Source organism: Pseudoalteromonas sp. P1-9 (assembly GCF_001399975.1).
Taxonomy (GTDB): Bacteria; Pseudomonadota; Gammaproteobacteria; order Enterobacterales; family Alteromonadaceae; genus Pseudoalteromonas.
Map to the genome: position 1 here is coordinate 136,342 of NZ_LKBD01000001.1, position 26,184 is coordinate 162,525.

General features: G+C 40.3%; 27 protein-coding genes. 8 read left to right on the plus strand and 19 right to left on the minus strand.

The window, feature by feature from the left end:
* The first annotated feature begins 88 nt into the window (after positions 1–88).
* Positions 89–1,375 (plus strand): GGDEF domain-containing protein, encoded by a 1,287-nt coding sequence (locus AN214_RS00595; RefSeq protein ID WP_054977953.1) that lies wholly within the window; start codon positions 89–91, stop codon positions 1,373–1,375.
* A 10-nt stretch (positions 1,376–1,385) separates the two neighbouring features.
* Here the strand turns inward: AN214_RS00595 and AN214_RS00600 are convergent, their stop codons facing one another.
* From AN214_RS00600 to hutH, 3 genes are all read right to left on the minus strand, one after another.
* A complete protein-coding gene (locus AN214_RS00600; protein ID WP_054977954.1) occupies positions 1,386–2,033 on the minus strand; it encodes a peroxiredoxin-like family protein in 648 nt (215 codons plus the stop codon).
* Positions 2,034–2,165: 132 nt separating this feature from the next.
* On the minus strand, positions 2,166–4,175 hold the full coding sequence (locus AN214_RS00605) for a urocanate hydratase (RefSeq protein WP_054977955.1): 2,010 nt from the start codon (positions 4,173–4,175) through the stop codon (positions 2,166–2,168).
* An 11-nt stretch (positions 4,176–4,186) separates the two neighbouring features.
* A complete protein-coding gene (gene hutH, locus AN214_RS00610) occupies positions 4,187–5,686 on the minus strand; it encodes a histidine ammonia-lyase (protein ID WP_054977956.1) in 1,500 nt (499 codons plus the stop codon).
* A 140-nt stretch (positions 5,687–5,826) separates the two neighbouring features.
* Here hutH and AN214_RS00615 point away from each other — a divergent pair, with 140 nt between their 5' ends.
* Entirely contained in the window at positions 5,827–6,720 is an 894-nt protein-coding gene (locus AN214_RS00615) for a LysR family transcriptional regulator (protein ID WP_054977957.1), read from the plus strand.
* 35 nt (positions 6,721–6,755) lie between these two features.
* On the opposite strand, the gene AN214_RS00620 is transcribed toward AN214_RS00615, so the two are convergent.
* The 8 genes from AN214_RS00620 to AN214_RS00655 are packed head-to-tail and all read right to left on the minus strand — an operon-like array spanning position 6,756 to position 12,610.
* Entirely contained in the window at positions 6,756–7,202 is a 447-nt protein-coding gene (locus AN214_RS00620; protein WP_054977958.1) for a DUF2799 domain-containing protein, read from the minus strand.
* A gap of 14 nt (positions 7,203–7,216) precedes the next feature.
* A complete protein-coding gene (locus AN214_RS00625) occupies positions 7,217–7,669 on the minus strand; it encodes a DUF2799 domain-containing protein (RefSeq protein ID WP_054977959.1) in 453 nt (150 codons plus the stop codon).
* 9 nt (positions 7,670–7,678) lie between these two features.
* Positions 7,679–9,061 carry a lipopolysaccharide assembly protein LapB gene (locus AN214_RS00630; protein WP_054977960.1) on the minus strand — a complete coding sequence of 461 codons (1,383 nt, stop codon included), beginning with the start codon at positions 9,059–9,061 and terminating at the stop codon, positions 7,679–7,681.
* 3 nt (positions 9,062–9,064) lie between these two features.
* Positions 9,065–9,754, minus strand: a complete 690-nt coding sequence (locus AN214_RS00635; RefSeq protein ID WP_152960683.1) for a hypothetical protein — start codon at positions 9,752–9,754, stop codon at positions 9,065–9,067.
* Positions 9,751–10,158 carry a biopolymer transporter ExbD gene (locus AN214_RS00640; RefSeq protein ID WP_054977962.1) on the minus strand — a complete coding sequence of 136 codons (408 nt, stop codon included), beginning with the start codon at positions 10,156–10,158 and terminating at the stop codon, positions 9,751–9,753. The genes AN214_RS00635 and AN214_RS00640 overlap by 4 nt, the downstream gene beginning before the upstream one ends.
* Positions 10,146–10,550 carry a MotA/TolQ/ExbB proton channel family protein gene (locus AN214_RS00645; RefSeq protein ID WP_054977963.1) on the minus strand — a complete coding sequence of 135 codons (405 nt, stop codon included), beginning with the start codon at positions 10,548–10,550 and terminating at the stop codon, positions 10,146–10,148. Before AN214_RS00645 ends, AN214_RS00640 begins: the two co-directional genes overlap by 13 nt.
* A 3-nt stretch (positions 10,551–10,553) precedes the next feature.
* Positions 10,554–11,819 carry a MotA/TolQ/ExbB proton channel family protein gene (locus tag AN214_RS00650; RefSeq protein ID WP_054977964.1) on the minus strand — a complete coding sequence of 422 codons (1,266 nt, stop codon included), beginning with the start codon at positions 11,817–11,819 and terminating at the stop codon, positions 10,554–10,556.
* Complete coding sequence (locus tag AN214_RS00655; RefSeq protein ID WP_054977965.1) at positions 11,816–12,610, minus strand: DUF3450 family protein; 795 nt, start codon at positions 12,608–12,610, stop codon at positions 11,816–11,818. The genes AN214_RS00650 and AN214_RS00655 overlap by 4 nt, the downstream gene beginning before the upstream one ends.
* A gap of 412 nt (positions 12,611–13,022) precedes the next feature.
* Here AN214_RS00655 and AN214_RS00660 point away from each other — a divergent pair, with 412 nt between their 5' ends.
* On the plus strand, positions 13,023–13,463 hold the full coding sequence (locus AN214_RS00660; RefSeq protein ID WP_054977966.1) for a hypothetical protein: 441 nt from the start codon (positions 13,023–13,025) through the stop codon (positions 13,461–13,463).
* Between the two features lie 11 nt (positions 13,464–13,474).
* Complete coding sequence (locus tag AN214_RS00665; protein WP_054977967.1) at positions 13,475–14,611, plus strand: porin; 1,137 nt, start codon at positions 13,475–13,477, stop codon at positions 14,609–14,611.
* Between the two features lie 51 nt (positions 14,612–14,662).
* Here the strand turns inward: AN214_RS00665 and AN214_RS00670 are convergent, their stop codons facing one another.
* Positions 14,663–15,811, minus strand: coding sequence for a hypothetical protein (locus tag AN214_RS00670; protein WP_082428443.1), 1,149 nt, complete (start codon positions 15,809–15,811; stop codon positions 14,663–14,665).
* Between the two features lie 314 nt (positions 15,812–16,125).
* Between AN214_RS00670 and AN214_RS00675 the strand changes: the two genes are divergently transcribed.
* Positions 16,126–16,527 (plus strand): MAPEG family protein, encoded by a 402-nt coding sequence (locus AN214_RS00675; RefSeq protein ID WP_054977968.1) that lies wholly within the window; start codon positions 16,126–16,128, stop codon positions 16,525–16,527.
* 27 nt (positions 16,528–16,554) lie between these two features.
* Positions 16,555–17,124, plus strand: coding sequence for a GNAT family N-acetyltransferase (locus AN214_RS00680; protein ID WP_054977969.1), 570 nt, complete (start codon positions 16,555–16,557; stop codon positions 17,122–17,124).
* A gap of 60 nt (positions 17,125–17,184) precedes the next feature.
* Here the strand turns inward: AN214_RS00680 and AN214_RS22625 are convergent, their stop codons facing one another.
* Both AN214_RS22625 and maoP read right to left on the minus strand, forming a co-directional pair.
* A complete protein-coding gene (locus tag AN214_RS22625; protein WP_161805645.1) occupies positions 17,185–17,331 on the minus strand; it encodes a hypothetical protein in 147 nt (48 codons plus the stop codon).
* The gene (maoP, locus tag AN214_RS00685; RefSeq protein ID WP_054977970.1) at positions 17,318–17,656 is read right to left on the minus strand and encodes a DUF413 domain-containing protein; all 339 of its coding nucleotides are present in this window, start codon (positions 17,654–17,656) and stop codon (positions 17,318–17,320) included. The genes AN214_RS22625 and maoP overlap by 14 nt, the downstream gene beginning before the upstream one ends.
* Positions 17,657–17,968: 312 nt before the next feature.
* Between maoP and AN214_RS00690 the strand changes: the two genes are divergently transcribed.
* Positions 17,969–18,730 carry a hypothetical protein gene (locus AN214_RS00690; protein ID WP_054977971.1) on the plus strand — a complete coding sequence of 254 codons (762 nt, stop codon included), beginning with the start codon at positions 17,969–17,971 and terminating at the stop codon, positions 18,728–18,730.
* 206 nt (positions 18,731–18,936) lie between these two features.
* Here AN214_RS00690 and AN214_RS00695 read toward each other — a convergent pair whose 3' ends face one another.
* The 3 genes from AN214_RS00695 to rmuC form a co-directional block, all read right to left on the minus strand.
* Positions 18,937–19,227 (minus strand): hypothetical protein, encoded by a 291-nt coding sequence (locus tag AN214_RS00695; RefSeq protein ID WP_054977972.1) that lies wholly within the window; start codon positions 19,225–19,227, stop codon positions 18,937–18,939.
* Between the two features lie 178 nt (positions 19,228–19,405).
* Positions 19,406–19,801 (minus strand): DUF3465 domain-containing protein, encoded by a 396-nt coding sequence (locus tag AN214_RS00700; RefSeq protein ID WP_054977973.1) that lies wholly within the window; start codon positions 19,799–19,801, stop codon positions 19,406–19,408.
* Positions 19,802–20,025: 224 nt separating this feature from the next.
* Positions 20,026–21,384 carry a DNA recombination protein RmuC gene (gene rmuC, locus AN214_RS00705; RefSeq protein ID WP_054977974.1) on the minus strand — a complete coding sequence of 453 codons (1,359 nt, stop codon included), beginning with the start codon at positions 21,382–21,384 and terminating at the stop codon, positions 20,026–20,028.
* Positions 21,385–21,646: 262 nt separating this feature from the next.
* Here rmuC and AN214_RS00710 point away from each other — a divergent pair, with 262 nt between their 5' ends.
* A complete protein-coding gene (locus tag AN214_RS00710) occupies positions 21,647–21,889 on the plus strand; it encodes a hypothetical protein (protein ID WP_054977975.1) in 243 nt (80 codons plus the stop codon).
* A gap of 33 nt (positions 21,890–21,922) precedes the next feature.
* Here AN214_RS00710 and AN214_RS00715 read toward each other — a convergent pair whose 3' ends face one another.
* Together AN214_RS00715 and AN214_RS00720 are read right to left on the minus strand one after the other, a co-directional pair.
* Positions 21,923–22,738, minus strand: coding sequence for a YafY family protein (locus AN214_RS00715; RefSeq protein ID WP_054977976.1), 816 nt, complete (start codon positions 22,736–22,738; stop codon positions 21,923–21,925).
* A gap of 230 nt (positions 22,739–22,968) precedes the next feature.
* Positions 22,969–26,121 (minus strand): DEAD/DEAH box helicase, encoded by a 3,153-nt coding sequence (locus tag AN214_RS00720; RefSeq protein ID WP_152960684.1) that lies wholly within the window; start codon positions 26,119–26,121, stop codon positions 22,969–22,971.
* Positions 26,122–26,184: the final 63 nt, after the last annotated feature.

Consider the following 26,184-nt stretch of genomic DNA (forward strand, 5'->3'; position numbering starts at 1 on the left):
AAAACGCATTAATTGCCACTATAATCTACTGGTAACTACTACCAAATTAAGTAATATATTCTAAACAACTAAATGCTAGAGTCTTTTTGTGTATCAAGATGTCGCTGTCGATCACTTACCTGTAATTACATCGTCACAGGAACTGGTTGGATTTAATTTTTCACCCGATATTGTTTGGGTATTTGACTTAGACCGCCATGGATTTTGGTGGGGCAATAATCACGCCCTTAACTTTTGGGGACTAAGCAATGTGCAACAACTCATAGATAAAGACTTATCCGCAGATACCGAAGGCGCACGAAAGCGCACCGAACAAACCTTTGTAAAAGCCGCGCAAGAGGGCTTAACTAACGACCCTTGGACAACTTACCCTAATGGTGAGCCAAAAGTGATGTTAATGCGTCATGTAGCTGTGTTACTCGGCCCAGAAAAGCACCGCGGCATTATTGCCTTTATTAGCGAACAAATGGATGCCACCAGCCAACCAGAAAACCTGCTTTTTGCAGAAGCGATGCGTTACACCACTGTTGCAGTGAGTTGTTACGATATGCAAGGTAAGCGACTGTTCGAAAACCCCGCTTTTACTGAATGGTATTCAACAATAAAACAAGACTACATAAGTGACTTTGAGCAGCGTTTTACCAATCTAAATGAGGGTAAAGAACGCTTAATTGACTCTCAGCAACATAGAGGTGGTTGCCAAGAGCACATCATGTTGACAAAACTAGGCGAAAGACGACATAACGTTGATATTCGCATTAGCCGTCATCCACTAAGTGGCGATTATGTGTTTCTTGTTACTGAATATGACATTACCGAACTGCACGACACCATAAAAGAGCTAAAACACACTAGAAACGAGCTAAAAAAAATCGCGCATTACGATCCACTCTCTAAATTACCCTCGGTATGGCTCACTAAAGAGCGTCTCGCAAGCGCGCTAAAACAAGCAAAGCGCAATGAATCACTGTTGGCTGTAATGTTTATCGATCTAGATGGGTTTAAACAGGTAAATGATACCTATGGGCACAGTAGTGGTGATGAATTACTCAAGCAAGTAGCTGATCGTCTTAAAAACACATTTAGAGAATCAGACACTGTAGGGCGCTTAGGTGGCGATGAATTTTTAATTTGCCTACCGAATCTTGCAAACAAACAAGATGCCGTTAGGCTCGCTGAAAAAGCCATCAACGAAATCGCGAAAGACTATCAAATTAAAGATGTAGACGGGCAAAGTAACAAAGTAAATATCAGTGCTAGCTTAGGTATTGCTTATTCCCCTGATAGCAGTGACACATTAGAGGCACTTATTCGTTCTGCAGATGAAAAAATGTATCAAGCTAAGCGCGCTGGTAAAAACCGCTTTTCATATTAAATATTTAGCTTTAAATAAGTCGATTATAAATGGCAAGCACATCATCGGGCTCAGCACGTGAAGAATAATCTTCTTCAATAAAACGATACTGAATAACCTCTTTGTTATCAATAACAAAGGTAGCTGGTACCGGAAGATTGAAAGTTTGCGTGCAATGTCGTTCAGTTAAGTTGATATCCCACTTTAACAACTGCTGTTTCATCGCATCATCCGTTTTCCAAACTAACCCTAACAGCTCAGCAAAACAAAGCCCAGAATCAAATAAAAGTGGAAAGCTTAAGTTATTTTCAGATTGCATTGATTTTGCGAACTCGGGTTTTTCAGGTGTTATCGCAACTATATTTAAAGTACTTTTGCTTTTTTCAAAATACTGCTGCCACATTTGTGTTTCTAATACACAATAAGGGCACCATCCACCGCGTACAAAGGTCAGAATTAAGGGTTTATCTTGAATTAGTTCTTTGCTATTAAACAATTGACCATTGATGTCAGCCAGCTCAAATGATGGAAATGTTTGGCCTACTTTCAGCACTGATTTTAAAGCTGAGTGTTCTTGAAACAAGGATATGCTGCGATTTATGGTTTCTAATATTTCGACTGGCGTTCTTGTTTTAAAATCACTTTTATAGGACGCGAGCTTTTTTGATAATGAAGACATATGGATTGTTTATAAAACTACGATTATTGTTTTGTATAGATAACAACCCCGTAAAAAGCAATTGGTAGTACATACAAAAAAGCGAGGCAAATGCCTCGCTTTTGATTTCTATTTTATTTATACAAACATTCGTTAAAACGCGAGTTTATTTAAAATATCGTCTTCTACATTTTGTGAAAGCGTTACTTTAAGCTTAGGAGTGCGTTCCATTTCGCGTTTGATAGCAAAATTAGCTTCCTCATTACGCGCCCAGCTGCGACGTGCAATACCATTGTTTACATCGAACAGTAGCATAGACTTAAGGCGACGCTCGGCATCTTCACTACCGTCAAGTAGCATACCGAAACCACCGTTGATCACTTCGCCCCAGCCAACGCCTCCACCATTGTGGATAGACACCCAAGTTGCACCGCGGAAACCATCACCAATCACGTTGTGAATAGCCATATCAGCAGTAAAACGGCTACCGTCGTAAATGTTTGATGTTTCACGGAATGGTGAATCTGTGCCTGATACATCGTGGTGGTCACGACCAAGTACTACTGGACCAATTTCACCGCGTGCAATGGCATCGTTAAAGGCATTTGCAATCTTAATACGACCTTCCGAGTCAGCATAAAGAATACGTGCTTGTGAACCAACCACTAATTTGTTTTCTTTCGCGTCTTTGATCCATGTGATGTTGTCTTGCATTTGTTGCTGAATTTCTTCTGGCGAGTTCGCCATGATCTCTTCAAGCACTTGTGCCGCAATTGCATCTGTTTTATCAAGATCTTCAGGATTACCTGAAGTACACACCCAGCGGAACGGGCCAAAACCATAGTCAAAACACATTGGGCCAAGAATATCTTGCACGTATGACGGGTATTTGAAATCGATGCCGTTTTCAGCCATTACATCGCCTCCAGCACGAGATGCTTCAAGTAAAAACGCATTACCGTAATCAAAGAAGTAGGTGCCTTTTGCTGTGTGCTTGTTCACAGCATCTGCATGGCGTTTAAGCGTTGCTTGCACTTTTTCTTTAAATACCTCAGGTTCTTCACGAATTAAGCGGTTTGATTCTTCATAACTGATATCAACCGGATAGTAACCGCCTGACCAAGGGTTATGAAGTGACGTTTGGTCTGAACCTAAGTGAATGAAAATATCTTCAGCTAAGAAGCTTTCCCATACATCAACAACGTTACCAATAAACGCAATCGACACTACTTCTTCGTTTTCTTGTGCTTTACGCACACGGGCAACTAGATCTGGCATGTTATCAACCAGCTCATCAACCCAACCTTGTTGGTGACGCTTAATCGCCGCTTTCGGGTTCACCTCAGCACATACAGTAATACAGTTAGCTATGTTACCCGCTTTTGGTTGTGCGCCACTCATGCCGCCAAGACCAGCAGTTAAGAAGATCTTGCCTTTTGGTGATTCGCCTTTGTTAAGTACTTTACGAAACGCGTTCATCACCGTAATGGTTGTACCATGCACAATACCTTGTGGGCCAATGTACATAAATGAGCCTGCTGTCATTTGGCCATATTGGGTTACACCTAGCGCATTGAATTTTTCCCAGTCATCCGGCTTTGAATAATTTGGGATCATCATACCGTTAGTTACAACTACTCGTGGTGCATCTTTTGAAGAAGGGAATAAACCCATTGGATGACCTGAGTACATGTGAAGCGTTTGGTCTTCTTCCATTTCGCTTAGGTACTTCATGGCGAGTAAGTACTGCGCCCAGTTCTGGAATACCGCACCGTTACCACCATAAGTAATCAGCTCTTCAGGGTGCTGTGCTACTGCTGGATCAAGGTTATTGTCGATCATTAACATGATCGCAGCGGCTTGCTCGCATTTTGCAGGGTAATCAGAAATTGAACGTGCTTTTAGCTCATAGTTAGGCTTAAAGCGATACATATAAATACGGCCAAAATCTTTTAGCTCTTGTGCAAACTCTTCGGCAAGTTCAGCATGCCATTCTTTCGGAAAATAACGTAGTGCATTACGCACCGCTAGCTGCTTTTCTTCAACCGATAAAATATCTTTACGCTTTGGTGCACGGTTAGCGCCTGCAGGATATGCTTTAGGTGCAGGCAGTTCGCTTGGGATACCCTGTTTTATGCTTTGTTGAAATTCTTGTAAGTTCATGTCAGTGCTCCTTAATTAAGCGTAACAGTAAATGCCTGAGATTTTACAAACTCAACCATGGCATCAATATCAGGCTTTAATAGTCTGTCTTCTTCTAATTTCGCAACCTTAGTACGAATGAGCGCATGATTTTGTTCAATAATATCTGAACATGTATTAGGGCGTCTAAAATCAACGGCTTGCGCTGCATACATTAGCTCAATTGCGAAGATTTTCTCAAGGTTACCAAGAATTTGGTTAAGTTTACGGCCTGAGATACTGCCCATAGAAACGTGATCTTCCTGACCCATAGAAGTTGGCACACTATCCGCTGACGGAGGGAAACACAGTGATTTGTTTTCTGTCACAAGTGCCGCCGTGGTGTACTGCGGGATCATCATACCAGAATTTAGGCCACCTGATGTAGTGAGTAGACGCGGTAAACCATGTAAACCTTCTAGCAGTAAATAACAGCGACGATCTGAAATGTTACCCAGCTCAGCAGCTGCAATTGACGCATAATCAAGTGCCATTGCCAGCGGTTGACCGTGGAAGCTACCGCCCGAAATCGCCTCTTCTTCACTGATCACAATTGGATTATCAGTGACCGAGTTCATTTCGATTTCAACCAGCTCTTTTAAGTGGTTGTATGCATTGCGTGATGCACCATGCACCTGCGGAATACAGCGCAATGAATATGGATCTTGTACGCGGTCGCAATCAGTGTGATCCGCCATATTTTGCGAGTCTTTAAATAAACGACGCATACGTGTTGCCACTTCAACATTGCCTGCAAAGGCACGAATAGCATGTAGCTCTTCTCTAAATGGCGATTGGCTACCTTGCATACCTTCAATACTCATTGCACCTGCAACATCGGCAAGGTCAAGCAGGTAACGCATCTTAGTTAGACCAGTAATACCATGCGATAAAATAAACTGAGTGCCATTAATTAGCGCTAAACCTTCTTTGGCATGAAGATCCATTGGCTCTAGCCCATTCTCAGCAAGGGCTTTTGCCGCAGGTACTATATCATCACCTACCCAAAATTCGCCTTCACCTAAAAGTGGTAAGAATAAGTGCGATAATGGCGCTAAATCGCCCGATGCACCCACCGAGCCTTGCTCAGGTACGACAGGAATTAAATCAAGTTCGATGAACTTCAGCATACGCTCAACGGTTTCAAGGCGAATACCCGAGAAACCTTGACTTAACGCGTGCACTTTAGTGATAAGCATTAGTTTAGAAATCGATTTAGCAATTGGGTTGCCTACACCTACAGCATGCGTGATCAGCAGGTTTTTTTGTAATAGATTTGTTTCTGCTGGGGTGATTTGCGTATCACACAACGGGCCAAAGCCAGTGTTTATACCGTAAACGGCTTTGTCTGATGCAGCCATTTTGTCAACGCGTTGACGGCTTGTATTAATTTTATCAATCGCTTCTTGGCAAAGCTCTGCTGTAACACTGCCATCGGAAATGCCATTTACAATATCAATATTCAGGCGATCTACGCCGTATTTAAACGTCATTGTTGTCTCCTAACGTTTTATTCATCTAACTGTGATGATTAATCAATTGCAGTAATGTTAGCTTGCGACCCAAGTTTTATAAATGCATAATTATCGACGCTTATTCCGATATGATCGAACTAAAAACAAGGCTGAAAAAGATGCAAATTCATGACGTCGATCTGCGCCTATTGCGCATATTTGTTGCAATTGTGGAGTGTGGTGGCCTCTCTGCCGCAGAGTCGCGACTGAATATTGGCCGTTCGACCATTAGCTCGCATTTATCAGATTTAGAAGTACGCCTTGGCATCAAACTATGTAAACGCGGGCGCAGCGGGTTTGAACTGACTGAGCCTGGCCGTATTACATACCAGGCAAGCCTTGAATTACTGCAGCAGTGCGAAGCGTTCGCCACCACAGTGGCAGGCTCTAAAAATGAACTATCAGGCCGTGTAACGATTTCGGTAATTGATACCATGGTAAGCGATCCGCGCTGTGGTATTAGTGAGGTGATTCGCGAATTAAAACAAAAAAGCGATAACATTCAATTTGATATCAATGTATGCGAGGCGAGGGAAGTAGAAACCTCAGTAGTAAATGGTCGCTCGCTAGTGGGGCTTGGCGTAAGTCGCCATCATTTGCGTGGTTTAGATTACTTCCCACTACATAATGAAACCAACTATCTATATTGCGCCAAAGGGCATGCTCTTTTTGACTGTAAACCGAATGAGCGAAACAAATTGTTGAAACAAGCCGAAGTGATTACTTCAAACTATATGCGCGATAAAGAAGTACGCAACGATGGTCTTAATTATCAAAATAGTGCAACCGCGTATCACGATGAAGGCATTGCGCATTTGATATTATCAGGCGCCTTTATTGGCTATTTACCAGAGCACTACGCTAATTACTGGGTTGATAAAGGACTGTTTAAAGCAATTCACCCAGAGAAGTATCACTATCAAATCCCTGTGATGTTAATCACCAAAAAAATGAGTTCAGTCTCACCGCTTGCCAAAGCACTTGTTGAAGAGATTAAACGCTGCCATCGCTAGCGTTTAATCTTTGGTTCAGTCATTAATATAGGTTTTCAGCTACCAACAGACGACATAGCTGAGTCTGATGAAATAAGCGCTCGGTCTTTTTCACGCTCTGCTAATTCTCTATTTTGCTGCTTTTCTCGACGTTCTAACGCGCCGATTCGAAAACCCTTATCAAACTCTGCACGAATTTCGAATGGACATATTTGCGGATCAGGAATGCCTTTTTCACCGAGTTTAAAGCCATTTTCATAACTACAATATTGTTTAATACCTGCCGTATAACCATCCAAGTACAATGCTTGCGCATCACTCGGTAAACCATCACCGCAGCTTGCTTTGTATTTATCAAACTCACGCACCGATTTACCAGCAAGGGCCACTTCACTACCAAGCGACAACCAATCTATTGAGTTATCGCATTCAACTTGGCTTGTGGTGGTATTGCAACCCAATAAAGTTGCAATACCCAATATTAAAACAAGGTGTTTATTCATAATAAGCTCTTATCCTATTGTCCTGTAGAAGACTGTCCATTTCGGTTTTGTAGTGCTCTTCTTTCCAATTCGCGTTCAGCATAGTCCGCGTTTTCTTTCTTTTCACGGCGATCGAGGTAGCCAATCTTGTAGCCTTTATCAAACTCTGCGCGGATTTCAAATGGACACACATTTGGGTTTTCAATGTCTTTTTGCGCTAATTCAAACCCATTTTCATAAGTACAATACTCTTTAATACCCGCAGTAAAGCCATCAAGGTAGAGATCTTGCGCATTTGGCGGTAACGCTTCGCCACACTGTGCTTTATACTTATCAAAAGCACGCACACTTTTTCCTTTTTGCGCAGTCGTCAATCCTAACTGCTGCCAATCAGTTTGAGTACTGCATACAAACTCATTGTCTGTTGATGTTGACTGACAGCCTGCCAAAGAAATAGCAGCGATAAATAAACACATTTTAGTTTTCATTGTTCTTCCTTAAATTTCTGCTTGTTGTTTTTTTGTCACAATAATATTTTCAAGCAAGGCTATTTGCTCTGAAATACCACGTGTTTCAGGGAAACGACTTGTCACACTTTTTAAAACGGTCAGAGCCGCATCGTATTTTTGAATATCGACATACAGTTGAGCGCGACTTAACATTGCTTGCTTTTGCCAGTCTCTTAGTGCTTCTGCACGTAAATATAAAGTTTCTGCTTGGGTGAATGACTTTCTATCAATTAAATAATCGGCATAGGCAACTAATGCCTGTCCATGATTTGGGTTGGCATCCAATGCCAATTTAAATGCCCTGTCAGCTGCATTGAGGTTTGCTGTTTCACTATTCAGTATGGCTTTATGCAAATAAATAACGCTTTTGGTTTGCCCATCAAAGGTTGAAAGCTTGTTTTCAAGAGATGCCAAAATGGTTTTACTTTGTTGCCAAAGGCTACGTTGTGATAACCAAGTCAGGTATGTATTTAAACTGGTTAAATCCAAATCATATTGTGATAAATGGGTGTTAATCAGCTCCACCGCGCGCTCAAAACTGTCTTGTTGTAAATGCAACTGTGCTGCTGTTTTTAAGTTAGTTTCACGCTTATCACCTAGTAAAATGGCCATTTCTAGCGATGCCAGTGCGGCACGAGAGTCGTTTTGTTCAAGCGATAAAATCGCCTGATTAAGCCATAACTTGCTGTCATTCGGTGATTTTGCAATTAGCTCACTTAACAGGGCAGCCGCTGCTTGGTACATTTTTGCCTGCGTGAGCGCAACAAATAATCCTTGCTGCCACTGCGTTTGTGCAGGTTCGATTGCCAAAGCTTGTTGATAAGCATTAATTGCTGAGTAAGGGCCGTGCAGCGTTAAGTTTAAATATGCCAACTGACCATACACCACCGCATCATTAGCCCCCAGCGCTATGGCTTTGGCAAAATATTCTCGTGCCTTGTGTTGATCATCTTTGATTAAGTAAAGCTGCCCTAGGTCACTGTGCGCTCTAACTAACTGCGGACTTCTTGTAAGTGAAGCAAGGTATGTTTTTTCTGCCTTTTCATAATCTTCTAAGGCGAAATAAAGCTGTGCTTTTAACACCAGCATGGCAACACTCAGTTCGATATCGTAAAACGCTTCCAGCTCTTTTAACACTGCTTGCTTGTCACCGCTTTCTAATAACCCGCGCAGACGCTCGGCTGTTTCAAGTTCTTCAGGCGCAATATTGGCTTCTTTTTCGCTATAAGGTCCTGAAAATTGTGGCAGTACAAATGTTGGTTGTTCTACTTCAATTTTAAATTTGCTGGTTAAATTACTTGCGTTACTAGGCAAGCTGTTCACAGCAATAAAAGCGCACGAAGCAAAAAATAAGGGGGTTAGTTTATTCATTGTTTATCTGCCGTAATTAAAATGAATGCCATATAAATAAATTGCTTGCACGGGTTGGCCATCTTTTTTTGGAATACTAAAACGTGCATGCTCTACCCAATTTCGGATCACTTCGACCATTTCTGGGTACACGGGATCGGTGATTCGCTTAATATAAGGCTTACCAGTTTGATCGATTATCAGCTCAACTTCTGTTGAAACTCGCTTGATGCCTTTGCGCCGAATTGACAACGGTGGAGGAAAGTACTTTTGCTTCACAACCTGTGGCACCTGATCAAGTTTCTCTACTGCCATCAGCGGCATATCAAGCGCTAGACGCTGTTGTATCATTTTGGCGTCCATGGTGAACTCAGGCAGTGCCAACGACTGCACTTTAGGCAATGTCATTTTCGGTTTATCCGCGTAATTTATCTGTGGTCCATCACCTAAGCCCGCAATGTTTAAACTAGTTTGTGATGCTTCACTACTTTGCGAAGTGCTTTTCATAGGCGGAGGCGGTGGAGGCGGCGGCGCAGGCAATGCAACATCCAATTTTCGCACTGCGAGCGTCGCCTCGGGAAGCTCCGGTGTTTGTTTTAACCAATGCAATACACTGACAAGCCCAACGACCAAAAATAAGCTAATACTCCATGGAGCAATTGTGCAAAATAGTGATTGTGGTGTTAGTTGAGGCTGACTTACCATCGTCATCATTTCACCTGTGTCGCTAAGCTGATATTTTCAACCCCAGCCAACTTTGCTTGGTCAATTACTTTTACCAATAATTCTGTTGGCACGCGTTTATCCGCTTGAATAACTAATGGCCGCGGTTTAGTCCTACTCGCTTGCATTAAAGTGGCTCTGACGCCTGCCACCCCGATATTTGTACCGGCATACATCACTTGCCCTGCGTCAGTAATGGCAAGCATAAGCACCGACTTTTGTAATTGTTGGCTGGAAACGGCGCTGGGTTTATCAACTTCCACACCGGTTTCTTTGACAAATACTGTGGTAACAATGAAAAAGATAAGCAGAATAAACACCACATCTAATAATGGTGCTAAGTCAATTTCTTGGCTTTTACTGTCTTCTATTTTTTGCTCTATTAACGAACGCATACAGCCTCCACCTGCCAAGTTGCTACTTTGCTTTTCAATAAGGTATGAAGCAGTAACCCTGGCACAACAAATACCAGCCCTAGTTGTGTTGTGTACATTGCACTTGCGATACCACCACTTACCATCTCTTGCATATCGAGCCCATTATTCAATGACATAAAATTGAAGGTACTCAATAGTCCACTAATGGTGCCAAGTAGCCCCAGCAAAGGTAGAGCAGCAAGTAAGGTTTTTAGTGCTGCAACCCAATAATTACAGCGCATTAACCATGCTTGAGAGGGCTTAATAAAGAACAACAGCGATAACAACTTGCCATAACTGAAGATGGCAACTGCCAACAGAGCCCAAACCACAGCGTTACTAAAAAGTTTTAAATAAATCGAAAAATCCATACTTTAAAACTCATATTTACTGAGCTGAATCGCATTTGCTTCAAGTTTTGTATTATGGCTTTTTGCTTTTCGACTAAGTAATGCACTTAAAATCAGCGACGGAATGGCAACAATTAAACCTAACTCTGTGGTTACTAACGCCTCTGAGATTCCACCTGAAACCGTTGCCGCATCTCCTGTGCCAAAGGTATTCATCATCATAAAGGTGTTGATCATGCCCGATACCGTTCCCAGTAGACCAAGTAAAGGCGCAATCGCTGCCGAAGTGGCTACAACACCTAGGTAATTCTCGACTTGGTAGCGATATTTCATTAAAAACGCCACTAGCTGGTCGTCACGTTGGCTTGAAACAGGGTAATTTTTGGCAATTTCAACCAGTTGGTGTTCCGCACCGCGAAGTTCGTAAGTGCTTGATAAACGTGCTGTAAGATCTGATTTAACGATTGGCAGCTTTAACAGCTGTATCGCTTTAATCATTGCCACGACAAATGATAACGCACCAAAAAACAAAATAGGTAAGGCCCAAACACCGCCTTTTTTAATGTGTTCAATAATGCCTTGTTGTTTATTTTGCAGCTTTGACGCATTGCCAAGGGTTGGGTCAAACATTACAGTACCAAGTCCTGTTTGATTAAGCTGCGCTAATTGAGCAACCTCACTCTCCCTGTAAACCCCCTTGACTAAACTTGGGATTGCTTGATTGATATGCTGTTCAACAAGACCTCCCAGCGCTCGTTCTTGGTTGTAAGCAAGCGAAATTGGGCCCATTTCAAGCACATTAAAATGTGCTATCTCACCAGATTCATCCACTACTTTTGATGGTTGCCAACGTGGTACAAGCGCATCGACGAGTTGGTTTTGTAAGGTATTAAAAACGTTTTCACTGATTACCACTTCACCATGAGCGTTTGTAAACTGGCCAAGTGGAGTGCCATTTTGTTCGAAATAACTTTGTAAAAGTAGCTTTTGATAATTATCTTGTGCACGCCATTTTTCAACACGCTGTGAAAGTTGTTCAACACTCAAAATTTGCTCATCAGCTACACGTTGTATAGCAGATGCTTTTTCACGAAGCGCTTTAACATCGTTAAGTGCTTGGTTTATTTGTTTTTGATAAGAAAGCGATTGTTGATTAATTTGCTTCTCAATGGAAATCAACTGTTGCTTTGATTTAGCAATTCGCTCAAGCAGTTGTTGGTTAACATTTGTCTCACTAAAGGCCGTTGTACTTAATAGCAACAGAAGTAAGCTTACTAAACGAACCATCATAGACGCTCCTTATCAATACTTGCAATTGCCAATGGCGCCTTTATAAATGATGCATTAGTCGGTTTCTCAAGCATAGCTTTGATTGCTAGCAAATCAGCTGATAAGCCTTCGATGTTTGGACCTATAAGCTGTTTTGCAGCTGCCCCGTGATGCCATTGCCAGCCGGATTGTTCAACGCGACCTATACCGTAAAACTCACCATCATCACTGATATACCAAGCTTGTGACAGGCCTAAGTAAATTTGATTAACTAAACGCTCGGAATTGCCCTCACTTGACGGTAAACGCATATTGGTATTGTGTATTGCTATACGATGATTAAATTCATCAGCCGCTTTATACATGCTCAGTAAGCGTTCTAATTTTTCGCTATTTGGTAGCTCGGTTTGTTCAATTTGGGTTGTTTTAGTTTGCCAATCGTTTTGTAACGGTGGCGGAAGTAGGGGAGTAATTCGTTTGACGAAAAGGTGCGCATTTTTTAATGCAGCATCGACTGTTTGTTGACTTTTTTCAAAAGCAAGTTGTTGCTCAGTTAAGGCTAGGCGTTTTGTATCGACCTCACTGCGTGCTGCATTTGCCGTTTTGAGTAATGCATTAAGCGCTTGTTTCTCTTGCTTTAAAAGTGATAATTGATTTTTTAGAGCTTGTTCATTGGCCTGCCAGCTGAGTTGAAGTTTGCCCTTTTGACTTTCAAGATCCAGCCATTGTTGCATTAATTCTGCATCCGATGATTGCGCATAAACAAACATTGGTGACAGCGCTGTCAAAGCTAACGCAAAAAAATGTTTCATTGCTTATCCTTGTTGTAATTATTTCCTGCCCTTTTTCAAAAAGAATTACAAATGAACAACAAAGAAGCAACAAATTTGTGACAAGCGGCATTGAACATTAAATAAATTCATCTAACGGCTGAATTTAAATAGAAAAACTAAATACCTATAACATGGAAAGCCAAAAACTCCAGCTAGAGAAAGGTGAAATCCGTAAACCCCATTTACAGCTCAAACACACCTCTCATTGATTTTTTGTATTAATCTGGTGCAAAGCTACTTAAGCCATAAATACTAAAGAAGCACGTTTCAGCGGGCATATTTCACTCAAAATTAGCCTCTATTTCTTGATAATAGGCACAAGCAGGACTACTTTTTGAGTATCGTTATGCATTATGTATAACGCTTAGCGCAGCAATAATAAGGATTAACTATGTTATTACCTTCTCCAAAGAAAACGTGGAAAGTTGTTTGTGTAGTATCCACAATGGCATTAATGAATATGTCTCATGCAATCGCAGATGTTGCGGTTGTTGTTCATCCAACCAATGATTCAACCTTTGATCAAGGTACAATCAAAAAGATCTTTTTAGGAAAAACAAAAAGTTATACTAATGGTCGCTCTGCGATTTTAATTAGTGCCAACTACAGTGATCCCGCGACTGAAGAATTTAATTCAAAAGTACTGGGTAAATCGAGTAGCCAAGTTAAGGCTTATTGGTCAAAGATTTTATTTACAGGTAAGGGAACGCCCCCTCAGGAAATGGACTCAAACGCCGCCGTTATATCAAGCATCGCCTCTAACCCTGATGCAATCGGCTATTTAGATGCAAGCGCTGTAACAAGCGATGTAAAAGTCGTAGCTACATTTTGAGGAGAGATAATATGAAAAAGCTTTCACTGGTCGCGTCGGCATTACTGGTTATCTTTTCACAATCAGCAAGTGCAGAACTAAATATAAGTGGATATGGTTCGATTATCGCAGGTAAAACCCTGGGTACTGTGGATGATCCACTGAACCCTGGACAAACCCGAGATGAGATTCTTACCGCAGATTTTTACGATGTAGGTCAATATACAAACGACCTCACATTTAAAGCTGAATCGATTATTGCGGTACAAGGTATCTACAAATTTAACAATAAGCTGTCGGTAACGGCACAGCTAGTAGCAAAAGGCGTGGATGACTTTAATCCAGAGTTTGATTGGTATTACGTTACTTACCAAGCTAACGAAGACTGGACTTTTATGGCTGGACGACGCAACATTCCTATGTACTACTTCTCAGAATATGCTGAGGTGGGGTATGCCTATCCTTGGATGCGTCCTCCTTCAAACCTATATTGGTGGCAAGTCACTCAATTTGATGGTGCACATGCCATGTATAGCTTCGAGCTCGGTGACTACTCCAACACCATAACCGCTTTTTATGGTAACGAATATTCAGACGATAATGTCGAAATGCTGTATTACGATAAGCTCTATGGTGGTAATGCACGGACAGTAAATGAGTACTGGACAGACATCGCTGGTTTTAATTGGAATATGTCGGGTGATTTTTTTGATTTGCGTTTTGTTTACTTTCAAAATGACAGAGATAGGGAAACCATTCAACAAGATGGCAGCATCAGTCCATACACACCATTCTCACAGCAGTTTATAGGCTTTGGCGGACAAGTAAATATAAGTGATTTCACCATTCTTTTTGATATGAACTATGTGGAATACGATGATGCTGTAGGAACAGAGTTCCCAACTTACTTAATCTCTGTGGTTTATAACATTGATGAATTTCAACCTTATATCTCATACTCAAAAGCAGATCATGAACGTGCCAATGTTCCGACTGAAGACTTAGAAGAACACTATATGCTGAGTTATGGCTTGCGATATGACTTCCATTCAAATGTAGCATTTAAAGTCCAATATGATACGTTTGTGGATCAAGGTGATGAAGCCACGGGTTGGGCATACCATGGTGATTCCAGAACAATCACTATGGGTATAGACTTCGTATTTTAACTTTAATGAAAGGGCAATAATACTGTTGCCCTTTTTTGTATCCATTTAAAACTATTGATTTTGTAACGAAAACTCATCGGCTCCTAGAATTCTAGCTTCTATCGCTTTGATGTGTTTTTTATCGGCACGACGCCATGCTTGTGGAATAGCGTAAACCCCGTTTACATAATCAAGAAAACTTTCAATTAACCGTGTGTTGGGTTGCCAACTGTTTATTTCTTTCAATTGTTCAACAAGTTGTTGCTGCGAATTAGCAGGTAATACCATGCCAGGTAGAGCGTAACAGGCATTACCTAACGTAATAAGCTTACCGCCTAGCTGCAAGGTTTCTAATCCAACGGTTGAATTAATGGTAATTGTCGCCTCAGCCCGTTTTATCAATTCAGACGCTTTTACCCCATTGGCAAACATCGCTTTATCATGGGCTTTATGTAAATGCGTGAATTTTTTGGGCCAGTTAGGATGCTCTTTAAATACCACTTTAAGGTTGCTTTGTGGCAACTCATCAATCGCGTGCATCACTTGCCAAAACAACTGCTCCATACTCTTTATCCAAGGTGAATGAACCACTACTTGGGTATCGTTTGGTACTTGAAATGGCACAAAAACATAATGTTCAGGAAGGGCTACTTCCGCGCTATCGCTAGTGCGATTTTTATGGTTTTTCGCTTGTTCTATCGCTGCGAGCGCAACCCCTGAAAGCTCTCGTTCTAAATAAAACTCTGGCACCTTTGGCAAACTTGATAAGTAGTTCACTCCCTTGGGATCTAAGCATGTGGTGTTAGGTACTAAGCCATTTTCAAAAAACATCACCGGAATATTTAAAGATTCAGCGGCGCATACCACAGTTTGATTTGGTAGCTTTTTACCGTTCCAAACAACCATTTTATCGGGCTGCTCTGCTTGGAATAAATCAATAAACTTCAAAAAGCGTAACGTTTCAATTACTTTTAAGTACCCACGAAATACCTGACAAACTAGCTTTGATGAGAATAATGCGGGATGACGCGCTTTTTTCCTTAATAAATGATGCGCTAACATTTCATTACTATCAAAATTCGCCAAATTTTTTGTGTGTTTCAACGCCCCTAAACGCGGCCAACCAGTTACATGAAGCTGCGCGTCTAGGTTCAGCTTGCTTACCAATTTTCGGTAATATTTAGCATGACTGCTATTTCGAGATACAAATAAAATACGCATAAACAATAAGAAATCTGACTTTTTAGCGCAGTGTATGAAAGAAGTGTGACGAAATGATTAAGCTATAAACGTGTATAACGGAATTACTGTAACTGACGCTAAACCTCGAAAATTTAAATCACATGGATATACAAAGCCCTCCAATAATTTCCTGATTTTATTCAAAATACATATCGCATTGAATATCAATAGTGTTTCACAGTAAAAAGCGATGTATTTCGTAGCCACCTCTGTGTTACAAAAGGAGCTAGGATAAGTAAGATAAACGATCTTTCAGATCAGAATTAAATAATTAAACAAATAAAAGGCTCTGTATGATCTATGCAATGTTTGGAATGGTTATATTAACGTTTGCCGTTGGTATTGTGGCCGTTACTACTCGTATTAAAAGCGTTAAAAATGGCAGTGTGAAAATTAAATACTATCGCACGATGGAAGGCCAAGACGTACCCGAAAAATTAACCACATCAACGCGTTGTTTTAACAACATGTTCGAAGTACCGGTATTATTTTATGTTGTCTCTACCTTGTTTGTGAGCCTAGAAATTACGAATGGCTTAGCACTCACTTTGGCTTGGAGTTTTGTTACTTTTAGAACTTTACAGGCCTTTGTACACCTTACCTACAACAATGTACTACATCGCATGTTAACGTTTTGGGGTGCCGTGATTTCAGTGCTGTCAATGTGGATTATTTTGCTCATTCAAATAGCGTAACCCGTTCGAGAGTAACAAGGAGTACTAATGCAAACTAAACTACAATTTCCAAATTTAGACACTGCACGATTAACACTAAACAAACTGACAATTGATGATAACGATAGGTTATTTTCAATTTTTTCAGATCAAGCTGTGGTTAAGTTTTATAATATTGAAGCGTTTACATCCAAGCAGCAATCTCTTGATTTAATAAATTTCTTTAATCAACGATTTAAAGAGCAAGAGGGCATTCGTTGGGCTATTCGCCTCAAAGAAACTGGCGAGCTAATTGGCACGTGTGGTTTTAATTCGTTTAATTCAAAAATGCACAATGCAGTGATTGGTTATGAATTTGCTAGTGATCATTGGGGGAAAGGGTATGCCACTGAAGCGCTAAACGCGATTATTACACTGGCTTATTCAGACAGCTCACCATTTGATGAATTATATCGTATTCAGGCTGATACCATGCTGGGTAATGGCGCATCAGAATCAGTACTTAAAAAGCTTGGCTTTAAACAAGAAGGGGTCCGCCGCGCAAGTGGTTTTTGGAAAAACCAATATCACGATTTAACGTGCTTTGGTTTACTAAAACCTGAGTTTACGCCACGTTAAATAAGAGCGGCCAGAGAGCTAACTCTGGCCGCAATTATCATCAAAGATTAAGCGCTTTTATTAATCGCGCTCATCCCAATCATAATCATCAAACTTTTTACGCTTATTTTTGTTATCAAATTTGGCTTTCGGCTTATCGCGCTTTGATTTTCGGCCAACTTTTGTTTTTTCTAAATAGCTATCTTGTTGCAAACTACGCTTCATCATATCCCTCAAATGAATAATGTTGTTCAGTACGTGAACTATTCGCACTGGCTCTGTGCGTCACGCTGTGAACCGCTTTTATGTATTTTCGCCAGAGCTTTACTTCATAGCTGTTAGACACAATATTAGACTGTATACAGGCCACAAATTCCGATTCAGCAGCAGATTCAGGATTTAAATTACCTGCGCTTAACCCATTTAATGTGTCACCGTATTCAACTAAAAAATTAGCCTCTGAAATAGTAAAAAAACCAGAACGCTCAATGCCACCGGCAAAATGCTCATCGTCATAAAACTTTCGACGTCCAGCGCGGATCGTATTTGTCATAACAATATTCTCTTATATTTGGAGCTGTTATTCGGCGATAAAATTAGCCAACAAATATGAAAGATAAATGACACTTTTAAAAAACATTCAATACAGTAAATATGACGTGAACGCGCAAAGTTGGTCAAAATGACAATGTTCGAATAGCAAAAATGACTAACAATTCGTTTGATTGTTTTCTTTATTTTATTAAATAAGAATAAAACTATATTATTCAATGAGTTGAATTTTGGCCTAGTGATTGCTTTAAATTGCTATTAGTCACTCAACGCGACAATGAATAATAAAAATAATTCATTAGAAGGGAACATAATGTATAAAACACTTTCAGCAATTGCCATGGCAACACTTCTTTCAGGTTGTATTGTGCATATCAGTGGAAACACTAATTCTGCGAATACTCACATCGAGCGAGAATTAGTGCTAAATGCAAGTCAATTATCTACACTTATCGCCGAAACCGGTGCTGGCTCACTTAAAATTATAGGCTCAGACAGCAGCGATAAAATTACAGTGAATGCCGACATTTATACCAGCGAAGATCTAAATTACGAACTTGCACTAACCCAATCTGGTGATACTGCAAAACTCGTTGCAATACACGATATTCAAGATGGTTTGCGTATTCACATCAACCAAGGGCATAGCATCGACCTTGTCATCACCATGCCAAGCAAGCTGGCTCTCAAACTCGATGATAGCTCTGGCGATGTTACAATCAACGGCTTAAGTAACACCATTAAGGTAGACGATAGCTCTGGTGACTTAACCATTGATGGCGGTAAATCAGTATACGTCGACGACAGCTCTGGCTCACTTTACATCAGCAATATTCAAGGTGACGTTGAAATTGACGATGGCTCGGGTGATACCCAGGTTGAAAACACCAAAGGTGCAGTCACCATTGAAGACGGTTCAGGTGATTTACTTGTTAGAAATGTTACGGGTACAGTTAAAGTAGATGACGGCTCTGGCGATATTACCGTAAACGGTGCGGGTGGATTGATTGTTGAAGACGATGGTTCTGGCGATTTAAATATCGATAATGTAAAAGGTGAAGTTAAAATCGATTAAACGGGTTCCACTAACTAGCAGGTGAAGTGTAAACCCCCTTTATACTATTTCATGCCTGTTGTGCTGTTAGGTTTGCTCCATTTTATCGTTCAAACCTAACAGCCAAGTTATTATAAATATACTAAAGCAAGCGTTTCGCGCACTAGAACAATCCCAAAACGAGTAAGGTTTGATATTAAACCAACACAGTTACATAGTTTGCATTTTTATTGTGTGTGTTGTTTTCGTCTCTCTTTTAAAAGTAAAGCCACGCCTGCGCCATAGAATACGGTGAAAAAACAGAAGCCAAAACTCAACATAACATATCTAAAAATATCACTTTGAGCGGCATAACCACTTAAGATCCATGATAAAGAAAAAGGTAACACCACAATAGACACACCTCCACCACGAGCGGCCTTTTCAAACAGCGATTGCAGAGGTGAACAAAAATAAATAAGTACTGGTAAAGCTGTTAAGCCTATCATTACAAGTTCAAATTTTGTAAAGCTATCCATAATTCACAACTCCTTTAGTGAAATAAATATCTATCAAATGATAAGGTGTTTGTAGTCAAAACCGATGAAAATCACTTTTAAAAAAAGCAAGTATATAACTAGCTAATATGCAAGATATACTCATAATATCTCGCGTTTACAATACATTAGCTCGTGATTAATCCTATTTTCAAGTCTTTTACTCGTAAACTTTGCCTTTATGTTTAAGCCATCCATGAGCATGTTTATTTCGCGGATCTCTGTGTGTCCAGTGCATCACGCCACCTTTTTTAGTCCACTCATATTCACCGTAAAACTCTACCTTATCACCCACTTTTAAGTTCGTAATACGCGGCGCTAAATCAATATTATGCGCAACGAGTAGGGTTTGCTTACTTGCCAAACGCAAAATAAATTTTTGGTGTCTTGAGCCATTATTATCATCAGGCAAAACACGCAACACAGTTCCTGAACCTTTAACTTGTATATCACTTTGCTGATTTTTATAAGCGTTACTGAGCTGACGATCATTTGCGTGTAGGTTGATAGCGGTTAAGAAAAAACCAACTAATAAAAGGGCTGTGAAGTGTTTCATTTTCAATCCTTTGAGTTACTACTAGAAAGAGTGAGTATAAAATTAATGTGCTTTTTGACGAAGCCTGTTTGTTGGCCTTTGCGTTTCAAAAATCCAGAAATTACATTTAAAGTTTAATTTTCAACAACAAGGTTATTTACTGAAAATGACACATTTTTGGTGGTTTTGACAAACCATTTAACACTGTAAAGGGGATTTACACTTCCCCTTACTACTTTCAAAACTTACTCACTTTGCTCAAAGTTAAGTTCAAGTTCGGCCTTCTCAATCAGCTCTTTTGGCAGTTCTTTTTGTACAGCTACGCCGAGTTCTTTAAATTCAGCAGCTTGTTTAATTAAGTTACCTTTGCCAGAGTAAAGCTGAGCAAATGCACGGTCGTAACCTTCTTTTGCTTTATCAAGAGTTTTACCAACGCCTTGCATACTGGTTAAAAAGCCATTTAGCTTAGTATAAAAACGTTCTGCACGCTGCGCCAGTTCAGCACTATGTTTACTTTGCTCTTCAAAACGCCATAATTGGCGCACAATATTCATGCTTGTTAACAGGGTCGTTGGCGTAGCCACTAAAATATTCTTTTCGATAGCACGTTGATAAAGGTCAGGTTGGTATTTCAATGCTTCAACATAGGCCGATTCAATTGGCATAAATAAAATCACCACTTCAGGTGAATTTAAGCCTGGTAGTTTGTCATATCCTTTACTTGCAAGTTCCTCGATGCGTGCATTTACGGCCATTACATGTTGTTTTAATGCTTGCTCTGCAACCAGTTCATTGTCTGCATTCACATATTGCGTGTAGGCATTCAACGAAGTTTTAGCATCAATGACCAAATGACGCTTTTGTGGTAAAAACACCACCACATCAGGTCGGTAATTTCCTTCTAAAGCTTTAACATGAAATTCGCGTTGGTAATCTTCACCAACCCTAAGTCCGGCACTTTCTAGTACATTCTCTAGCATTAATTCGCCCCAATTTCCTTGGGTTTTCTTTTGTCCTTGTAATGCAGTTGTAAGTTGCTCAGCCTGTGAAGTAATGGCTTGATTCAATTTTTGTAAATGCACAAGTTCTGTTTTTAGTTCTGAGCGCTGTTTTAATTCTTCGCTATGAATGGTTTCAACTTTTTGTTTAAAGCCCCTGAGCTCTTCTTGCATTGGCTTCAGTAAGTTAGACACACTCTCTTGGTTTAACGATTTAAACGCTTGTCCTTTTTCTTCAAATATTTGATTAGCAAGCAATGAAAACTCTTTTTTAAGTTCGGTTTTAGCATCTTGCAAGCTCGCTAATTGCTGCTGATAGCTGTGTTCACGCTCAGTAAGTCTTGTTTGCAATGCACTGTATTTAATACGCAACTGATTGGTGCGTTCTTGCTCTTGCTGCCAGTTGGTAAAATTTTGATCTGAGGTTTTTGTAAGGTCCGCCAATTTTTCTTCCAACCCTGCTTTTTCTTGCAAATACTGGGCTTGTAGCAAGGCGATTTTGTTTTTAGAACGACCTACAGTCACCAAAATAGTCACTAAAAACACCACAAAAAGACATAAAAACGCTGTGATCACTATTTCAGGTTGGTTTAACAAGGCTTGCATAAGCGATTCCTATTTGAAAAGACGTGATTAGTATACCTTTTTTGCCATTTATGCCGCATACAAATCAATTATTTACATTACTACCTGTAAAACTTTTTTACACCCAGATTGCCATTGAGTAAGTAAAAAAGTGGTTTATTGGCTAGTAAAAAAGTGATCTGTAAACATCTTTTACAGGTCAAAAATCGGTCTATTTATTTTTAAATAAAAGTTGGCTTTAATAACCTTAAGCAAACGAATTGAATTATAAAAAGGCTTTATTATGAATACATTAGATAATTTTTTAAGCGCACAAAACGGCTATAAAAAACTCTTAAAAGTAGAGCAGCAATTAATAAAAAGCGCTGTAAAAGAGTACCAAATTTCAGAGTTAGTAAAACAATGTTCCGAAGCGAGAACAGCCCGAAATCAGCAGCTTTTAGCCTTATTTCAGAGTAACGCTCTGGGTGCAGTTACTTTTGTTGGTATATTAATGATCCCATATTTAACACTTATGGCTTTTTAATATGCGTTTAGAACTAATTAACCCGAGTTCAGGTTAATTAATGTATGGTGCAAGCTGTTTTCGGCATTCAGAGTCTATCACGATTTGCTGTTGCTCAGCGGCAGCTTGGTAAATATCCAGTCGTAAATGTTGTAGCAAATATTTTAACAAGGCGGCGCGAGTTTTAAGTTCTAACTTTTGCTCTGTCATTTGGTAATCGTGTGCAATCACCTTTTTTTGCAACTCAGTTAAACGGTGATCCGGGCACACCACGAGCGTAACTTCAGTTTGCCACAGCGTATCATGCGCTTCGTCAAATGTAGCTTCTCCTTCAAATACAAACTCCCCCGAAAAACGCGACAACACAAAATCGCGATAATCTTGGTTTTTCTCGCAAAATGCACGTACATGATAACGTGTACCGTCAAACACTAAGCTGTGGGGCTGAATAATTCGGTCTTCAAATTCAGGGCTCGAAAGTGAAATGTAGCCAATATCTAAACGTAGTTGATAGCGAATTGCTTGCAGGATAGGCCTGACTAATTGCGGGCTAATATTGCGGTGTACCTGCGGTAATGTTTCAACAAGTGATGTAACAGCCTGCTCGCCTTGAGTATTAAACAGCGCGTGATAGCTTGAGAATTCTGAATCAATAAATTGCGGCGTAAAATCGACATTGGCAATATGTGCACGTTGCTGGCTCACAAACTCAAATCCAGTTGGATTAAGCTGCTTGTATTCTGAAATGTATTTCTGTGCCGTGGGGCGGCTCGTTTCAAAGTAATCCATGAGTTGGCGAGCATTTAGCTTACCTTCCCATAATAAAAGCGCTTCAATTACTTGATAGCGTTTTATATCTTCCCAGCGCATTGTGTATGCCTTTGATGACGCAATTTTTATTATTTGAAACTATTTTGACCAAATAAAATGAAAAAAGCCAGCCACATTGTTTAATGGGGCTGGCCAAAAATTACTAACTTAGTAATCAACGGGAAATCATTTAATCCAGGGATGGATTGAGACAACAACAGCAAAGTCAACATGTCATCTGTAGTAATAGACTTACCGTTTTTAGTTAAGTTCAAATTTATTTAAAAAAATTACGATCCAATTAATTGCAGTAGATCTTGTTCACTAAAATCAGAAAAACCGTGGCTATTGCTATCGAAAAAGCGCTCGGCTAATGCGGCTTTTTCTTGCTGCATGCGCTGTACTTTTTCTTCAATACTGTTTTGGCAAATCAGTTTATAAACAAAAACAGGTTTATCTTGGCCAATACGATAAGCGCGATCGGTTGCTTGGCGCTCAACCGCTGGGTTCCACCAAGGGTCGTAGTGAATTACGGTATCGGCAGCGGTTAAATTAAGCCCTGTACCACCGGCTTTTAAGCTAATTAAAAACACGCTCACATCGCCTTGCTGAAACTTATCAATGGCTTTTTGACGGTGGCGAGTTTGGCCTGTTAGTAGGCTGTAATCAATGCCAATTTCACTAAGCTTTTGCTCAATAAGCGACAGCATGCTGGTGAATTGGCTGAAAATAATGACTTTTCGCCCTTCTTTTAACATTTCAGGCAGTGTATTAGCTAAATAGTTTAATTTAGCGCTGTTAATTGCCTCGTCTGGATCGGTAGACTTACTGATTAATCGCGGATCGCAGCATATTTGTCTAAGTTTTAATAACGACTCTAAAAACAGTAACTTACTAGCTTGTTGCTCACCGGCTTCAAATATCGATTTAACTTTTGATTCAATTTGTTCACTGACTTTTTGATACAGTGATTTTTGGCTATCGCAAAGCTCAATCACTTTTACCATTTCCGACTTAGCTGGAAGTTCTTTAGCAACTTCCGCTTTCGTTCGGCGCAGTACATATCCGGCAATAATGTCGTTTAATTGCTCGGCTCGATATGCGTTATTTTCTTTCTCAATGGGTTGTTGGAAATGGTTTTTAAAGTACGCGGTGCTGCCAAGTAAACCCGGCATAGCAAAGTCAAACAACGATTTAAGCTCAGATAAATTGTTTTCTACCGGCGTGCCGCTTAAGCACAAGTGAAAATCACCTTTTAGTGACTTCGCAAAGCGAGATACTTTTGATTGGTAGTTTTTAATGGTTTGCGCTTCATCCAAAATAATATTGCCAAAGTGCATCTGCAAATAATGTTCATGATCGCGCAGTAGCAATGGGAAGCTGGTTATGACCACATCGGCCGTTGCTGCTTTAGCTAACAGCTTTTTACGATTCGCGCCTTGAACGGCAACCAACTTTAAATCAGGTGTAAACTTTTCAGCTTCAAGCAGCCAGTTGTTTACCAAACTGGTTGGGCAAATAATTAAACTAGGCAAAGTACTGCGTTTTGCTTCTTTTTGGCTGAGTAAGAAGCTAAGTACCTGAATAGTCTTACCTAAGCCCATATCATCAGCCAAAATGCCGCCTAGACCGTGTTTCTCTAAAAACTGTAGCCAAGCTAGACCTTTTAACTGATAGTCGCGTAGCGTAGCGTTTAGCCCGTTTGGTAAGCTCGCTGTAAGACTACTCTCACTGTGCTCTAGATAAAACAACTCTGATAGTTGCTTATCTTCGATGATAAACATTGCACTATCGCACACACGCAGCAACGTAAGCGCCGACAATGGCAAGGTAAAACGCTTGGGCCAGCGTTTTTCACCATAATACTGGTCAATCACCTGTTTTAGGTTTAGCGCATCGCTGCGGCTTACCACAAGCCAGCGATCTTGGTGATAATTTATGTAATAGCCCTTGTTCGCTTTGTTATTGATTAACGCCGCTTTTTCTCGTAACAAATTAAAATCAAGTACCAGCTGATCAACCGAGAAATTAACATCAAGTTGCAGTTTGTTATTTGCAACACGCGATAAATTGGCAACTAACTTTGCCTCTGACGGCATATGTAACTTTTTAGTCGGCTCACTTACTTTCCACAAATGGTTCTTCAGTTCATCGCATACTTCATTGATAAACCAGTGCCATTGCGCCTGGTTTTCATTGGCCGGTGGAAAACGAAAATATCGGGTATTAGCTTCGCTAGAAACAAGCTCTAAACCATAGTTGTTAAGCTGATTAATACACGTGTTTTCAAATGCACCATTGTGCACGGCTGTTTTGTAATTAAAACTAAGCGCCAGTGTTGGCAGTTCGTCCACTAATTCAAAACGTAAGCAAGGCTGTGGGGTGGTTGATTGGCTGTCGCTATCAACCAAATACGGCACAAAACCAAAACCGTACAAACCATTAAGTTTATCCTGCGCTTGGGCATAACTATTTTTTTCAACCGCAGGCATGGTCAGTAATAAGCTCATTTCATCACTGGCAAGACTGGTATCTATTTCACCAACTTGTTTTGTTTCTAAATCAACAAAATAGGGTGGAGTAGTCGGCACTAATACCCAATTTTGGTGAGTATTAATGCTTAATTTAAGCTCAGCACCCAAATCATTTTCTTGCCAATCTATAGCCAATGGCTCTTTATGAATTAAGCTAAGCGGAGTGCGCTCATCGCCCCAATAACAGCGTTTGGTTTCAACGAGCTTTGCCAGTGCCAACGCGCCCCATTCACCATGTAGCGTCAGTTTACCTAACGTATTTTGCGATCGGATCCAACTAAATAGTCGAAAATCTTTTTCATCGAGATCTTTTGGTGTGACCTGTGAGCTCAATTGTTTTGCCGTAAGTGCACGACCTAATCCGTACTGATTTTCGCTACGCGGAGCAATTTTGGGCAATAACACGATGTCGTCGCCACTTTTCTCTAAACTAAATAACAATACATTAGGCGCGTGCTTTTCAGATTTAGATTTAAGCGATTCTAACCGCGTAAACCAGTCATGCAGTAAGTAATTTTTGCCAAATTCACCCGAGTGCTCAGTTTTTAATGATAAGAACACTGCGGCAATATGTTCGCATTTTTGCCCTAAACGACACGAACACGATGTGGTTACTTTAGGTTGGCCATTAATTTGTTTGATGGTTGCTTGTGGGTAGAAGGTTTCGCCTTCTTGGTTAGCCACTTCGCCATTGATTGATTTAAAGCCTTCGTTGGCTTCACGCCATAAGACAAGGTCATGACTAAGGTAGTCTTTCGCTTTATTGAACACAGCAGGCTTAAAAAAACGTTTTAAGAATGACTCAGTAAGTGGAAAACTGGCCAGCTCCTCGTTTTTTATTTCATCAAATAAGGCGAGTAAATCGTTTTTTGACAAGCGCTGTGACATATCGGGGCTATAAAAAATCAATAATTCTGCCAGTATATGGTTATTTAGCTTGCGGGCAAAGCGAATTCTGGCGATTTATGACGA

Excerpts from the sequence above, each read along its gene's own strand:
- AN214_RS00600 (WP_054977954.1), bottom strand. The coding sequence starts at position 2,033 with ATGTCTTCATTATCAAAAAAGCTCGCGTCCTATAAAAGTGATTTTAAA.
- AN214_RS00605 (WP_054977955.1), bottom strand. The coding sequence starts at position 4,175 with ATGAACTTACAAGAATTTCAACAAAGCATAAAACAGGGTATCCCAAGC.
- hutH (WP_054977956.1), bottom strand. The coding sequence starts at position 5,686 with ATGACGTTTAAATACGGCGTAGATCGCCTGAATATTGATATTGTAAAT.
- AN214_RS00615 (WP_054977957.1), top strand. The coding sequence starts at position 5,827 with ATGCAAATTCATGACGTCGATCTGCGCCTATTGCGCATATTTGTTGCA.
- AN214_RS00620 (WP_054977958.1), bottom strand. The coding sequence starts at position 7,202 with ATGAATAAACACCTTGTTTTAATATTGGGTATTGCAACTTTATTGGGT.
- AN214_RS00625 (WP_054977959.1), bottom strand. The coding sequence starts at position 7,669 with ATGAAAACTAAAATGTGTTTATTTATCGCTGCTATTTCTTTGGCAGGC.
- AN214_RS00630 (WP_054977960.1), bottom strand. The coding sequence starts at position 9,061 with ATGAATAAACTAACCCCCTTATTTTTTGCTTCGTGCGCTTTTATTGCT.
- AN214_RS00635 (WP_152960683.1), bottom strand. The coding sequence starts at position 9,754 with ATGATGACGATGGTAAGTCAGCCTCAACTAACACCACAATCACTATTT.
- AN214_RS00640 (WP_054977962.1), bottom strand. The coding sequence starts at position 10,158 with ATGCGTTCGTTAATAGAGCAAAAAATAGAAGACAGTAAAAGCCAAGAA.
- AN214_RS00645 (WP_054977963.1), bottom strand. The coding sequence starts at position 10,550 with ATGGATTTTTCGATTTATTTAAAACTTTTTAGTAACGCTGTGGTTTGG.
- AN214_RS00650 (WP_054977964.1), bottom strand. The coding sequence starts at position 11,819 with ATGATGGTTCGTTTAGTAAGCTTACTTCTGTTGCTATTAAGTACAACG.
- AN214_RS00655 (WP_054977965.1), bottom strand. The coding sequence starts at position 12,610 with ATGAAACATTTTTTTGCGTTAGCTTTGACAGCGCTGTCACCAATGTTT.
- AN214_RS00660 (WP_054977966.1), top strand. The coding sequence starts at position 13,023 with ATGTTATTACCTTCTCCAAAGAAAACGTGGAAAGTTGTTTGTGTAGTA.
- AN214_RS00665 (WP_054977967.1), top strand. The coding sequence starts at position 13,475 with ATGAAAAAGCTTTCACTGGTCGCGTCGGCATTACTGGTTATCTTTTCA.
- AN214_RS00670 (WP_082428443.1), bottom strand. The coding sequence starts at position 15,811 with ATGCGTATTTTATTTGTATCTCGAAATAGCAGTCATGCTAAATATTAC.
- AN214_RS00675 (WP_054977968.1), top strand. The coding sequence starts at position 16,126 with ATGATCTATGCAATGTTTGGAATGGTTATATTAACGTTTGCCGTTGGT.
- AN214_RS00680 (WP_054977969.1), top strand. The coding sequence starts at position 16,555 with ATGCAAACTAAACTACAATTTCCAAATTTAGACACTGCACGATTAACA.
- AN214_RS22625 (WP_161805645.1), bottom strand. The coding sequence starts at position 17,331 with ATGATGAAGCGTAGTTTGCAACAAGATAGCTATTTAGAAAAAACAAAA.
- maoP (WP_054977970.1), bottom strand. The coding sequence starts at position 17,656 with ATGACAAATACGATCCGCGCTGGACGTCGAAAGTTTTATGACGATGAG.
- AN214_RS00690 (WP_054977971.1), top strand. The coding sequence starts at position 17,969 with ATGTATAAAACACTTTCAGCAATTGCCATGGCAACACTTCTTTCAGGT.
- AN214_RS00695 (WP_054977972.1), bottom strand. The coding sequence starts at position 19,227 with ATGGATAGCTTTACAAAATTTGAACTTGTAATGATAGGCTTAACAGCT.
- AN214_RS00700 (WP_054977973.1), bottom strand. The coding sequence starts at position 19,801 with ATGAAACACTTCACAGCCCTTTTATTAGTTGGTTTTTTCTTAACCGCT.
- rmuC (WP_054977974.1), bottom strand. The coding sequence starts at position 21,384 with ATGCAAGCCTTGTTAAACCAACCTGAAATAGTGATCACAGCGTTTTTA.
- AN214_RS00710 (WP_054977975.1), top strand. The coding sequence starts at position 21,647 with ATGAATACATTAGATAATTTTTTAAGCGCACAAAACGGCTATAAAAAA.
- AN214_RS00715 (WP_054977976.1), bottom strand. The coding sequence starts at position 22,738 with ATGCGCTGGGAAGATATAAAACGCTATCAAGTAATTGAAGCGCTTTTA.